The sequence below is a fragment of the Edaphobacter sp. genome (genome assembly GCF_028283685.1).
GTDB lineage: Bacteria > Acidobacteriota > Terriglobia > Terriglobales > Acidobacteriaceae > Edaphobacter.
Genome location: NZ_JAPWKF010000001.1, coordinates 223542 through 237437 on the forward strand (window position 1 = coordinate 223542; position 13896 = coordinate 237437).

Genomic DNA, 13896 nt, shown 5'->3' on the forward strand with positions numbered 1-13896 from the left:
ATAGAATAGAGGGTGATGACTTCTCATAGTGCACCAGCCTCTGTCTCTGTCGATCTTCGTCCTGTCCGCCGTGCTCTTTTGTCTGTTACGGATAAGACCGGCCTTGTTGAATTTGCCCGTGTGCTGGATAGCCATGGGGTGGAGCTGGTTTCGACCGGCGGTACGGCCAAGGCGCTGCGTGACGCCGGCCTGACGGTCAAGGACATCAGCGAGTTGACCGGATTTCCGGAGATGCTGGACGGCCGGGTAAAGACGCTTCACCCCAAGGTTCATGGCGGCATCCTGCACATGCGCGGCAATGCGGAGCATGTGGCGGCGGTGGAGTCGCATGGCATCGAGCCGATCGACATGGTGGTGGTCAATCTCTATGCCTTTGAAAAGACAGCGCAGAAGCCGGGCGTCAACTTTGCCGATGTGATTGAGAACATCGATATCGGCGGCCCGTCGATGGTGCGGTCTGCGGCGAAGAACTTCGAGGATGTTGCGATTGTCACGTCCGTGGATGACTATTTGCGGTTGTCGGAGGAGCTGGAGGCACAGAAGGGAAGTCTTTCGCGTGCAACACGCTGGAGGCTGGCCAAGCAGGCGTTTGCTGTGACGGCAGCGTATGACGCAGGTATTGCGACGGCCCTGGAGGCGATCGAGGCTCCTCTGGGCGCGGCAGCCTTTTCCATGGAACTGCCGGAGACGCTGCGGATTATCGATCGTCGGAGCCAGACGCTGCGTTACGGCGAGAATCCGCACCAGAAGGCGGCTCTTTACGTAGATGGTAGTGGCAAGGGCGTGGCAGCTGCCGAACAGTTGCAGGGCAAGGAGTTGAGCTACAACAACCTGGTTGACCTCGATGCCTGCTGGGAGCTGGTCAGTGAGTTCGATGCGGCGGCAGACGCCGTCGTCGCGATTATCAAGCATACGAATCCCTGCGGTGCTTCTACTGGCGCGACTGTACTCGAGGCGTACAAGCGTGCTCTTGAGGCCGATCCGATCTCCGCGTTTGGTGGCGTGATTGGAATCAACCGAGAGGTGGACGGTGCGGCGGCGGAGGAGATTGCCAAGCTTTTTGTTGAGGCGATTGTTGCCCCCGGCTTTACACAAGAGGCGCTTGAACGGTTTGCGGCAAAGAAGAACCTTCGACTGGTGAAGATTGTTCCGGCTGAGACGCCGCGGGTGATCAAGCAGGTTTCGGGTGGTCTGCTGGTGCAGGATGCCGATCGCCTGCGGATCACCGAGGCCGAGCTGAAGGTGGTGACGGAGCGGACGCCGACGCAGGAAGAGATGCGTGCACTGCTGTTCTCCTGGCGCGTCTGCAAGCATGTGAAGTCGAATGCCATTGTGTATGCGCGTTATTCGGACGGCCATGGTCAGACGGTGGGAGTCGGCGCTGGCCAGATGAGTCGCGTTGATGCAGCACGATTTGGTGCGATGAAGGCGGTTCTGCCGCTGGCCGGTACGGTCGCGGCGTCGGATGCCTTCTTCCCCTTCCCGGACGGTTTGGAGACGATTGCAGCCGCTGGAGCGACTGCGGTTATTCAGCCTGGCGGGTCGGTAAAGGATGCTGACGTGATTGCAGCGGCCAACCGTCTGGGGGTCGCTATGGTCTTTACGGGGGCGCGCCATTTCCGGCACGGGTGAGGGAAAGATGGTTATAATCACCGCCAAGCCATCCATAGCTGTGGTTCCGGCAAGGCGGTTTGCAGCCAATTGAATGGAGCCGCCGTCTAAATGGCATATTCGCCACGGCGGCGGCCCAGTAGTTTTGTGGAAGTCACTCAAATCAAGGCGGCACAGGAAGTTATCGACGATGAGCCCATTTATGCGTGCCTCCATCCTCCGGTTGATTCCCGCAGCAGCGTTTCTGGCGGCGGTTCAGGTGTCGGCTCAGACCACACCTGCAGCGGATACGACAAAGTCCGTGGATCGGTCAGCGGCTTACTACCACTACGGCCTCGCACACATGTACGAGGACATGGCGGTGAATGCAGGCCGGCCGGACTTCGCGACGCAGGCAGTTGAGGAGTACAAGCTTGCGCTGGATGCGGATCCGACGTCGAGCCTGTTGCAGGACGGTCTGGCGGAACTTTACTTCAAGATTGGCAGGATTCGCGAGGCGGTGGGTGCCGCTCAGGATCAAGTGAAGAAGAACCCGGATGACACCGCGGCCCACGAGCTGCTAGGCAAGGTCTACCTGCGGTCGCTTGGCGATATGCAGAGCCAGCAATCGACGCAGATGCTGAAGATGGCAATCGCAGAATATGAGAAGCTCGCAGCGTTGAAGCCGGATGACGTCGAGACGCGCCTGTTACTCGGTCAGCTGTATGGGCTGAATCACGATTCGGCGAAGGCAGAGTCGGAGTTCAAGGCGGCCCAGAAGATCGATGGGGGTTCAGAAGATGTCGTTCTGAACATGTATCGCCTTTACACCGAGCAGGGCGATTTTCTGCGTGCTGCCGATGTTCTGAAGTCGATTCCTGCAGACGATCGTAGCGCGCGGATTGATTTTGCGCTTGGCGCCACGTACGACCAGCTGCGCAAGCCGAAGGATGCCGTTGCATCGTATCGCCGCGCTCTCGATGACGATCCAGACAATGTCGATACCGAGCGTGGACTGGCAAATGCGCTGTTGTCGGACGGCCAGCTGGACGAGGCGCTCAAGCTGTTCAACACGATTGTGACGGCAGAGCCGCAGGATGCGCAGTCTTTGATCAAGATCGCGGATATCCAGCGCCAGCAGGGCCATTACGATCAGGCACTGGCAACAATCGAGAAGGCCAAGCCGCTGGCCCAGGATTCCGTTGAGCTGAATTACAACGAGGCGCTGATCTACGACACGCTTGGTCGGTACGACGAAGCCATCGCGACGCTGCGTAACCTGCTGGAGGGTACGGCTCACACTGACGGCAAGTATACGGATGGAGAGAAGGGGAATCGCGCGATCTTTCTGGAGCGCATGGCCCTGATCTATAAGGAACAGAACAAGACGACAGAAGCCGTGGACGTCTACAAGCAGATGGTGCTGATGGGTGGCGACTTTGCACGTAGCGGCTACCAGGGGCAGGTGGACTGCTACCGCGATGCTCACATGTGGAAGGAAGCGACCGCGATTGCCGCCGATGCCGCGAAGGCGATGCCAAAGGACCAGAGTGTGGTTCTGATGTACGCGGGACAGCTTGCGGATACGGGTAATGTCAAAGAGGGGGTTGCCCTGGCGAAGTCGCAGCTGTCGTCGAGCGGCAAGGCGCAGGGCGACCGTGAGGTCCACCTGGCAATGGCGAACATCTACATTCGCATGAAGGAGTGGGCGGAGGCGAACGCCGAGTTGGGCGCAGCCGAGTCACTTTCGGAGAAGCCGGAAGAGAAGCTGTATGTCTACTTCCTGCGCGGGACGCTGGCAGATCGTCAGAAGCAGTACGACGCAGCAGAGGCCCAATTCCGCCGTGCGTTGGCCATCGATCCACAGAATGGAACGATTCTGAACTACCTGGGCTACATGCTCGCGGATCGCGGTGTTCGTCTGAGCGAGGCTCTGACCATGATTCAGAAGGCCGTTGAGCTTGATCCGCAGAACTACGCTTACCTGGACTCGCTGGGGTGGGCGTACTACAAGACGGGACAGTACGCTCTTGCGGAGGAGAATATCCGCAAGGCCAATGAGCGGAACAGCGGCGATCCGACGATCCACGATCATCTTGGCGAGGTGTATGAGAAGACAGGCAAGCTGAAGCTGGCTGTTACGCAGTGGGAGCGTTCGCTGACCGAATACTCGAACTCGTTGCCTGCCGATGCTGACCCGGAGGATGTCGCGAAGGTGCAGCACAAGCTGGATACGGCCCGGGTGAAGCTGGCAAAGCTGAATGCGGCGCAGGTGAAATAAACAATCTTTCGTGAACGGTACTGTGGCACGCCGCTAAGAAACGGCGTGCCACAGCTATTTCATAGAGAGGCATCCGTTACACTCAGGTTTGCGATGGGGAACGATCTCAGTTACTGTGCGGTGCTTGGGGATTCCAATGATCCTCTGACGGCGCGCGTCTATCCGGCGCCGGCACGGTCTGGCAGAACAGAATTTCAGCGCGATCGCGAGAGGGTGGTGCAGTCGCGTGCCTTTCGTCGCCTCGCCGGAAAAACTCAGGTATTCACCAGCCGTTCTTCGGATCACTTTCGCAGCCGGCTGACCCATACCATCGAGGTTGGAGAGATCGCTCGCGCAGCGGCGACGGCGCTGGGGCTCAATGAGAGTCTGGCAGAGACGCTGGCGCTGGTACATGACATCGGCCACCCTCCATTTGGGCATGCCGGTGAGCGTGCATTGGATCGTTGCCTGCTCCAGCATGGCCGGAGCTTCGACCATAACCTCCATGCGTTGCGAATCGTGGAGCACTTCGAGCAGCGCTATGCGGCTCATCGCGGTCTGAATCTTACGCTGGGCGTTCGCGAGGGAATCATCAAGCACTCGCGCGACTATCGTCCCGAGGAGCACCCGGAGTTAGCCGAATACCTGCTGGCAGAGAGGCCGCCGCTCGAGGCTCAGCTGATTGATCTGGCGGATGAGATCGCCTATCTGACGGCGGATCTTGATGACGGTGTGGAGTCGGGTCTGCTTGAGATCGGGCACATCCGGGAGCATGTCACGATCCTGGGCCGATGCTATCGCATGGTCGAAGCGAAGCATGCCGGCGTGGAGGAGAAGTACCTCTTTCATGAAGCGCTGCAGTTGATGCAGAACACGCTGACCGATGACCTGATTGCCAATACATTGAAGAACACGCGGGAGATGGGCGCAGAGACGCTTGCGGATATCCGATGCCACGGCCGACGCCTGGCCGTTTTCTCGGAGCAGGCGGAGTCGGAGCGTCTGGAAGAAAAACGTTATCTGTACGACACGCTGTACACCTGCGATGCCCTGGAGCTGGAGCACGACAAAGCGGAAGAGGTGGTCACGACTCTGTTCAACTTCTGGATCGCGTATCCAGAGGAGCTTCCCCCAAGCTATGTCGGCGAAATTGAGCAGGAAGGGCTGGCGAGGGTGGTGGGGGACTATATCGCGGGCATGACAGACAGCTTCATCCTTGAGCAGTACGCGCAGGTCAAACGCGCGGTCCGTCGATAGAGACGTTAGCCGTCGGGCCAGTAAAAGAAACACTCACTTGGTTGAACAGGGAGTAGAATTCCGCCACGATGAGCTTTTCGCCTGCCAGTATTGCGGCGTTGATAGTAGCTGCCAGTTTCGCAGGCGGTCTGAACATCTATGCCACAGTGCTGACGCTGGGGCTTCTCGCGCGAACGCATTGGGTTGCACTTCCTCCCGGGTTGGACGGGCTCGGAAGCCCATGGGTTCTGGTTACCTGCGGCCTGCTGTTTGTGCTGGAGTTTTTCGCGGACAAAATCCCCGGGTTCGACATGGTCTGGAATGCGCTTCAGACGGTGGTTCGCATCCCCGTAGCTGGACTGATTGCATACCATGCAAGTTCCCAGCTTTCGCCGCAGATGCAGATCTTCGCGGCTGGGCTCGGCGGCGTGATCGCCATGATTGCACATGGCTCGAAGACCGCTGTGCGTGCAGCGGTCACTCCGAGTCCGGAGCCGATCTCGAATATCGCGTTGAGCACTACGGAAGATGTCTTTGCGGTTGGGCTGACGTGGTTCGCCACCCACCATCCGATGATCGCCGCTACGATCGCCATTGTTCTGCTGATCGCCGCGTTGCTTGCGGCTCGAGCGGTGGTGCGTGCGATCCAGCGTCTCCTTCGAAAGCTCTTTGGTGTCGAGTCTGAAGAGAGTCCGGCGATAGAAGGAAAGCGACCTCTGCTCTAAGGAGTCGGAACTGCCTTTTGTACGGTCGGCGTTGCGGGGAGTTCCATCTGGAAGAGTTTGGAGGCGTCGAGATAGGCGCCCTGCCAGCGTACTCCAAGATGAAGATGTGGCCCGGTGACACGTCCTGTGGCTCCACTGAGACCGAGCAGTTGGCCTTGGCGGACGTTATCCCCCTGCCGGACCCTGAAGTGCGAAAGGTGCATGTAGAGCGTCATCAGCCCCTGGCCATGATCGATGATGACGCAGTTGCCTTCGTAATAAAGCTTGTGGGCGAGAATCACTCTGCCTGCATTCACGGCTTTGACTGGTGTCAGCGGTTTTGCGCGATAGTCCATGCCGCGATGGATGCTCGCAAGGGTCCCGTTGAATGTGCGCCTGGTTCCAAAGGAGTCTGTCTTCGGAGCGATGGCCAAGGGTGGCCGGAATGGACCGGACCAGAGCGGTTGTGGTGATGTCTTTGCAAACGCCTGTTCTTTGAGGACGCGGTCTGCCGCGATGATCTTGAGTGAAGCCGCCGAGGGAGCTACGAATTTTTCGGGAACGGTGAGTGTCGTTGTGGGATAGGGAGCCTCTTCGATGCGGATTGATTGCTCGGTGTGCCGGGTCGTTCCATCCGCGAGGGTTGCCTCGATTTGTAGTGGATAGACTCCTGGTTTGACCGCGACGTCTATTCCGGCGAGCACATCCCAAGTGGCGGGGTCGTGGGTGCGGAAGAAGGTGAGTGGATGCCCCTGCCATGTGCCGGTGACATGATTCGCCCCTTGAAGATGGACTGAGAAGAGGCAGGGGGAGCCGTTACTTAGGGAATCCGGCAGCCAGGAGACCTCTTGCGCGCGAAGAGCCGTCGAGCAGAGTGAGAGCCACAGCAGGGGGAGCATGGCTGAATAAGCGAGACATCTGCGCACGGAGAATGCTCCTGAGTATAAAACCGATGCCTCGAATATAGCGTGACTGCAGGGATCACTCCGGCGAAAGATCCAGCGGCGAGGACCCCATGGTTACGGCCAGCTCACGAAAGCTGCGGCTGAGCGCCGTATCGTTCTTTGGGGACCAGGCCATAACGAACTCGATGAAGGCATTTTTTTGTTTGAGTGGACTGAAGATCAATTCTCGCGTGCGATGCTGTTGCCGATTGAGCGGCATGAGGGCCACTCCTTCACCCGCCTGAACCATGAGGATGACTGTCGACCAGACGGTGCAGATGCTTCCGATACGAGGGGAGAAGCCGGCCTCGAAGCAGAGTTCAATGACTTTATCGTAGAGCGCGGGCGAGATCTCTCGTGAGGAGATGACGAAGGACTCTCCGGCCAGATCGAGAAGATCGACGATGCCACTGGCTGCAGCCGGATGATTTTTGGGAAGAACGGCGACGATAGGGTCCTGCTGGATGAGTTCCGATTTGAGTTCAGATCGAAATTCGGGCTCCAGTCGGCGCGTAAAGCCGACATGAATCTCTCCTTTGATGAGTGCCTGCCATTGTTCACTCGAGTTCATCTCTGCCAGCGAGAGCTGCACGTCGGGATGCTTTTTGCGAAAGAGGCGGATGAGGCGGGGAAAGCTCACGCCGGTCGCTCCACCGAAGAAGCCGATACGAAGTGCGCCCATCTTGCCGCGATGGGCCCGCTGAGCGACTTCCACCGCGTGATCTGCAGCTGCGAGCACGCGTCGCGCCTCTTCGACAAAGAGGTTTCCGGCCGGAGTGAAGGTTGCTTTCCGCGAGGTTCTGGTGAAGAGCGGAATGCCCAGTTCATGTTCCAGATCTGCTAGTTGCTCGCTGATAGCGGACTGCGCAATGTGAACGCGCTGGGCCGCGCCTGTGAAGCTGCCGTGATCCGCCACGGCAATGAGATAGCGCAGGTGACGAAGTTCCATGGATTGATATTATCGGTTTTTCCGATGATACGTTTCGGAACTAACTGTGCGACATTTGGCCATTAAGCGTATCTACTAAGATAGTGATCAGAAATTCCTGTGATTTTTGACGGAAGGGTAAGGTAGAAGGCGCCAAATGTGGATTGTTAAGGTGGCCCTGAACAGGCCGTATACGTTCATTGTTCTCGCGCTTCTCATACTCATTGCGGCGCCCGTCGTTATTCTGCGCACGCCGACAGATATCTTCCCCAATATTAATATTCCCGTCGTCTCGATCGGCTGGCAATATACGGGACTGAATCCTGAAGAGCTTGAGGGCCGGCTGACTTCCCCTTATGAGAAGGCGCTTACGACGCTGGTCGACAACATCGAGCACATCGAGTCGACGACTTATAACGGCGTTGTCGTCATCAAGGTTTATCTGCAGCCCGGTGCGTCCCTCGATACAGCGAATGCCCAGATAACGGCGGCTTCGCAGTATGAATTGCGCCAGCTTCCTCCCGGAACTCTGCCTCCGCAGATCATCAACTTTTCTGCATCGAGCGTACCGATTCTGCAGCTCGGCGTCTCCGGTGAAGGTTTGTCGGAGTCACAGTTGAATGACTATGCGACAAACTTCATCCGTCCCCAACTGATCACGGTTCCAGGATCGGTCGTTCCGCTGCCGTATGGCGGTAAGCAGCGGCAGATCACCATCAATATGGACCAGGCAGCGATGCAATCCAAGGGGATTGCTCCGGGTGACATGTTGAATGCGGTCGCGTCGCAGAACGTCGTCATGCCATCGGGAACGATCAAGATCGGCCAGTCGGAGTACGACGTTCGTACGAACGGATCGCCGCGCACGGTGGAAGAGCTGTCGAAGATTCCAATGAAGCAGGTCAACGGAACGACGATCTTTCTTCGCGATGTGGCAAGTGTCAGCGACGGTTTTCAGGTGCAGACCAATATCGTCCGGCAGGATGGACGCCGCGGCGTACTGATCTCGGTCCTGAAGAACGGCAACGCTTCCACGCTGGATGTTGTAAGTGGTATCCGCAGGCTTATCCCCCGCGTCAAACTGACCCTTCCTCCCGAACTGAACATCACACCGCTCTCCGACCAGAGCGTGTTCGTACGGGCTGCGGTGCAGGGTGTTATTCGCGAGGCGATCATTGCGGCGGTGCTGACCGCCATCATGATCCTGATCTTCCTGGGTAGCTGGCGGTCGACGATTATTATCGCGATCTCGATTCCGCTCTCCATTCTGACATCGGTGATCGTTCTGAGCCTTCTGGGCGAGACGATCAACACGATGACGCTGGGCGGTCTCGCGCTGGCAGTCGGAATCCTGGTCGATGACGCCACGGTGACGATTGAGAATATCGAGCGATTCCTTGAAGAAGGTTATCCGCTGCGCGAAGCGATTCTCGAGGGTGCCGCGCAGATCGCGGTTCCTGCACTTGTTTCAACTCTTTGTATTTGTATTGTTTTTCTGCCGATGTTCTTTCTAAGCGGTGTCGCCCGCTTTCTGTTTGTTCCGCTGGCTGAGGCCGTGGTCTTTGCGATGCTTGCGAGCTATGTTCTGAGCCGCACCCTGGTTCCGACGCTTGCGATGTACCTGTTGAAGGAGCACGAGCATCATGAGAGTGCGAAGAAGGGCTTCTTTGCGGGCTTTCAGCGGGGATTCGAGCGGAACTTCGAGCGTCTTCGCAATAGCTACCATAGTCTGCTGAGCGGACTTGTCTCCAAGCGCCGCCTCTTTGTCCCCAGTTTTATGGTGGGTTGCCTGGCCGTATTTTTACTGGCACCGTTCCTGGGACAGGACTTTTTCCCTGATACGGACAGTGGTCAGTTCGTGTTGCACGTGCGTGGCGCGTCAGGTTTGCGTATTGAAGAGACGGCGCGTCTTTTCGATCTGGTCGAGGATGAGATCCGCAGAGAGATACCTAAATCTGAGATCGACAACATTCTCGATAACATCGGCATGCCCTACAGCTCGATGAATACACAGCATCTGACCAACGGAACGCTGAATGCCGCAGATGGCGATATTTTTGTCACGTTGAAGGAAGATCATCATCCTACGGCACGATACGTGGAGGCGCTGCGCCGAGAATTGCCGCGTCGCTTTCCGAATGCGACGTTCTATACACTTCCTGCCGATATTACGACGCAGATTTTGAACTTCGGCGTACCGGCTCCGATTGATATCCAGATTGAGGGCAACGATGTCGATCTGAGTAAGCAGCATGCCGACCAGATCCTCGCAAAGCTTCGTCAGGTACCAGGCCTGGTCGATCTTCGGATCCAACAGCCGTTCGATTATCCGACACTGCAGCTTGATGTGGACCGCACAAAGGCGTCGCAGGGCGGTTATACCGAGCGTGATGTTGCGACGAGCGTGCTGAATACGCTTAGCGGCAGCTTCCAGGTAACACCCATGTTCTTCCTGAACTGGAAGAACCATGTGAACTACAACCTGGTGGCGCAGACCCCGCAATACAAGATGGATTCGATGCAGGATCTGCAAAACATTCCAATCAATAAGACGACCAGCGGCGCGGGACCGATGGGAACAAGTACGCCTGAGATCCTGGGAGACATTGGGTCTGTGAAGCGCGGCCATGAAGTGGCCGTGATGAATCACTACAACATCCGGCGCGTCGTCGATATCTACGGCAATGTGCAGGGAAGAGATCTTGGCGCAGTCAGCAGGCAGATTGAGAAGATTCTTACCGACAGTCGCAAGACGCTTCCGCGTGGCACGTTTGTCTCCCTCAAGGGGCAGGTCCAGACGATGCGCAGCTCCTACATCGGACTGCTGGGCGGACTGGTCTTTTCGATTCTGCTGGTTTATCTACTGATCGTCGTGAACTTCCAGAGCTGGGTGGACCCATTCATTATCATTACGGCGCTGCCGGCCGCACTGGCTGGAATCGTGATGTTCCTCTTCCTTACGCATACGCGATTGTCTGTGCCGGCGCTGATGGGATCGATCATGTGTATGGGCGTCGCGACGGCGAACAGTATTCTGGTGATCTCATTTGCCAAGGCGCGACTTGAGGAGCATGGAGATGGGATTCGGGCGGCCATTGAGGCCGGAACAACGCGCTTCCGTCCCGTTCTGATGACGGCGCTGGCCATGATTATTGGCATGGTTCCCATGGCGCTGGGCATGGGCGATGGCGGTGAGCAGAATGCTCCTCTGGGACGCGCCGTGATCGGCGGTCTGTTCTGCGCGACGATAGCCACGCTGATTTTCGTACCTACTGTGTTTGCGCTGATCCATGGAAGGGCGAAGAAGCCCGCAGCCGCGGCAGGACACACCGTTGAGGAGCATGCATGACAGTTCATCATGAAGATCGCCATGCGGAGAAGGACATGAACGCAGAAGACAAGAATCCGGTACCAGGAGATGTAGTGCCAGCTCACACCTCTCTCAACAAGGACCATGAGGTGGAGAGCCCGGGGAGCAGCAGGATGCTGATGCTGCTGTTTGCGCTGGTGGTCCTCGGAGCAATCGTTTACGGCATCCGCTCGCGGTCTTCGAGTGAGAAGGCGCTTGAGCAATCGACGGCGGAGGCTGCAGTGATGTCGGTCCACGTCGTCACTCCGTCCATCGGCGCGGATGCACAGGACCTGACGCTGCCGGGCAATGTGCAGGCGTTCACGGACACGCCGATTTACTCCCGTACCGATGGCTACCTGAAGAGGTGGTACTTCGACATCGGTGCGCATGTGCGCAAGGGCCAGTTGCTGGCGGAGATCGAGACGCCAGAGATCGATCAGCAACTGATGCAGTCGCGCGCCGAGTTGGAACGGATTCAGGCCAACATGGAGCTGGCGGGCGTGACCAGCAAGCGCTGGGATAATCTGCTGGCAAAGCATGCTGTCTCGCAGCAGGAAGCCGACCAGGCGAAGAGCAATTACATTGCTGCCCAGGCGGCTGTCGATGCCAGCAAGGCCAATGTGCGCAGGCTTGAGCAGTTGCAGAGCTATGAACGGATCATTGCTCCCTTCAACGGCATTATCACTGCAAGAAATACGGATATCGGGGACCTGATTCAAGCAGGCTCGGGTTCGGCCAGCCCTCGTGAATTATTCCACCTTGCGGCGGTTGAGAAGCTGCGCGTTTATGTCTCGGTGCCTGAAGTGTATGCGGATTCGATCGACGATGGAGATAACGCGATCGTCACGCAGGACTCCAGCCCTGGCCTGAAGATCAACGGCCGGATTGTCCGCAACGCGAGCGCGATCGATCATGCCACCCGGACGCTGAATGTCGAAGTGGACGTCGATAACTCCAAGGGAATTTTGCGCCCCGGTGCCTATGTGTTTGTTCACTTCAAGTTGCCTGTGGAGAGCCACACCTTCACCATCCCCTCCAACACGCTGCTATTCCGCTCTGAGGGTCTTCGCGTTGGCGTGGTGAAGGATGGACGGGTTCAACTGGTTCCGATTTCGATTGGACATGATTATGGAAACTCGGTTCAGGTGGTCTCAGGACTGTCGCCCACGGATCAGATCATCGTCGACCCCTCCGATTCGCTGACAAGCGGGATGGAGGTTCGCGCTCAGGCGGCGGCGGCGAAGGGACGGCCATGACAATGAAGCAAGATCGGCGAACAGGTTTATTCGCAGTCGCGGCATTGGCAGCAACGGTAGTCACTGGAACCCTGTCGGGATGCCGCGTGGGGCCGAATTATTCGCGGCCTGCGGCTCCGCTGGCTCCTGAGTTCAAGGAGGAAGGTCCCTCAAGCTTCAAAGAAGTCGGAGGGTGGAAGTCTGCACAGCCTGGAGATGCGCAGATCAAAGGGCAGTGGTGGACCATGTTCGATGATCCCGCGCTCAATAATCTCGAGACGCAGATCGACCCTGCGAACCAAACACTGAAGGCGGCCGAGGCAAACTTTCAGGCCTCGCGGGCCGCGATCCGCTATTACCGTGCGGCGAAGGCCCCGACAATCAGCGTCGCTCCGAGCATGAACGGAGTGCGCAACTCGGTGAATCAGCCCTACTTCAACAAAACGCTCGCAGTCGATGGAACCGGCGATTTTCTTCTACCCATTGATTTGAACTACGAGGCCGATGTCTGGGGACGGATCAGGCGCTCGATCACGCAGGCGACGGATCAGGCCCAGGCTTCAGCGGCCGACCTGGAGACCGTCCGCCTCTCGCTGCATGCGGAGCTTGCGATCGACTATTTCAACCTACGCTCGGCTGATGCTCAGAGAAAGCTTCTGGACGACACCGTGCTCGCGTTCAAGAGCGCTCTTCAGCTGACAGAGGACCGTTATAACGGCGGAGCTGCGCCGTTGTCGGATGTCACCCAGGCGCGCACCCTGCTGCAGACCGCACAAGTGCAGGCAACGGATGTTGATATTCAACGGTCGGACTTCGAGCATGCAATTGCCGTGCTGGTTGGTAAGCCCCCGGCAAGTCTGTCGCTCGCGGTCAGCCCGGTGACCCAGGAAAAACCCGCGCTGCCGGCTATTCCCGGAATGCTGCCGTCGCAGCTTCTCGAGCGTCGTCAGGATATCGCGGCCCAGGAGCGTCGGATGGCGGCGGCGAACGAGCAGATCGGTATTGCGAAGGCGGCGTTTTACCCAACGCTGGGTCTCTCTGCCAGTGCCGGATTCCGCGCGACCTCAGTGACAGACTGGTTCAGCTGGCCAAGCCGATTCTTCGCGGTAGGCCCAGCAGCTTCCCAGGTGATCTACGATCATGGTCGGCGGAGAGCATCCTCGGACATGACGCTGGATCAGTATGACGCTGCTGTTGCAAACTACAGGCAAACGACCCTGACCGCCTTCCAGCAGGTGGAAGACAATCTGAATGCGCTGCACCGTCTGGAGATTGAAGCGGATCAGCAGCATCAGGCCACGGCATCGGCTCAGCAATCCCTGGACCTGTTCAATACGCGCTATGAGGGCGGTGTGGACACCTATCTGCAGGTCATCACATGGCAGACGTCACTGCTGCAGAACGAGCGCAATGATATCGATATCACCCGCCGGCGCCTGGAGGCGAGTGTGCTCCTGGTCAAGGCGCTCGGAGGGGGCTGGAACAGCAATCAGCTTCCACAGCACCCGTAAGACTTATTACGGCAGCATAAATAGGCAGGGAGATACGCTCTCCCTGCCTATTTTCGTTGCCTCAAACGGCGCAAGATTTGCGCCAACCTGGTAAAAAATTCCTATTTTTCTTGGTCTGAAGGAGTTTCAAAAAAAC

The 13896-nt window shown here is 57.7% G+C and carries 9 protein-coding genes; 7 read left to right on the top strand and 2 right to left on the bottom strand.

Features of this window, described 5'->3' with window-relative positions:
- The first annotated feature begins 15 nt into the window (after window positions 1-15).
- The 4 genes from purH to PW789_RS00985 all read left to right on the top strand — a co-directional run bounded on the left by purH (window position 16) and on the right by PW789_RS00985 (window position 5811).
- The gene (gene purH, locus PW789_RS00970; protein ID WP_299370328.1) at window positions 16-1632 is read left to right on the top strand and encodes a bifunctional phosphoribosylaminoimidazolecarboxamide formyltransferase/IMP cyclohydrolase; all 1617 of its coding nucleotides are present in this window, start codon (window positions 16-18) and stop codon (window positions 1630-1632) included.
- A 169-nt stretch (window positions 1633-1801) separates the two neighbouring features.
- Window positions 1802-3871: a tetratricopeptide repeat protein gene (locus PW789_RS00975; RefSeq protein WP_299370330.1), complete on the top strand. Its 2070-nt coding sequence runs from the start codon at window positions 1802-1804 to the stop codon at window positions 3869-3871.
- Window positions 3872-3964: 93 nt separating this feature from the next.
- A complete protein-coding gene (gene dgt / locus PW789_RS00980; RefSeq protein ID WP_299370332.1) occupies window positions 3965-5107 on the top strand; it encodes a dGTP triphosphohydrolase in 1143 nt (380 codons plus the stop codon).
- Between the two features lie 68 nt (window positions 5108-5175).
- Window positions 5176-5811 carry a DUF4126 domain-containing protein gene (locus tag PW789_RS00985; RefSeq protein WP_299370334.1) on the top strand — a complete coding sequence of 212 codons (636 nt, stop codon included), beginning with the start codon at window positions 5176-5178 and terminating at the stop codon, window positions 5809-5811.
- Here the strand turns inward: PW789_RS00985 and PW789_RS00990 are convergent.
- Entirely contained in the window at window positions 5808-6716 is a 909-nt protein-coding gene (locus PW789_RS00990) for a M23 family metallopeptidase (protein ID WP_299370336.1), read from the bottom strand. The two genes, PW789_RS00985 and PW789_RS00990, sit on opposite strands and share 4 nt — an antisense overlap.
- Window positions 6717-6771: 55 nt before the next feature.
- Window positions 6772-7683, bottom strand: a complete 912-nt coding sequence (locus PW789_RS00995; RefSeq protein ID WP_299370338.1) for a LysR substrate-binding domain-containing protein — start codon at window positions 7681-7683, stop codon at window positions 6772-6774.
- A gap of 136 nt (window positions 7684-7819) precedes the next feature.
- Here PW789_RS00995 and PW789_RS01000 point away from each other — a divergent pair, with 136 nt between their 5' ends.
- The 3 genes from PW789_RS01000 to PW789_RS01010 are packed head-to-tail and all read left to right on the top strand — an operon-like array spanning window position 7820 to window position 13760.
- On the top strand, window positions 7820-11011 hold the full coding sequence (locus tag PW789_RS01000) for an efflux RND transporter permease subunit (RefSeq protein WP_299370340.1): 3192 nt from the start codon (window positions 7820-7822) through the stop codon (window positions 11009-11011).
- A complete protein-coding gene (locus tag PW789_RS01005) occupies window positions 11008-12270 on the top strand; it encodes an efflux RND transporter periplasmic adaptor subunit (protein ID WP_299370342.1) in 1263 nt (420 codons plus the stop codon). Before PW789_RS01000 ends, PW789_RS01005 begins: the two co-directional genes overlap by 4 nt.
- Window positions 12271-12314: 44 nt before the next feature.
- On the top strand, window positions 12315-13760 hold the full coding sequence (locus tag PW789_RS01010) for an efflux transporter outer membrane subunit (RefSeq protein WP_299370344.1): 1446 nt from the start codon (window positions 12315-12317) through the stop codon (window positions 13758-13760).
- Window positions 13761-13896: the final 136 nt, after the last annotated feature.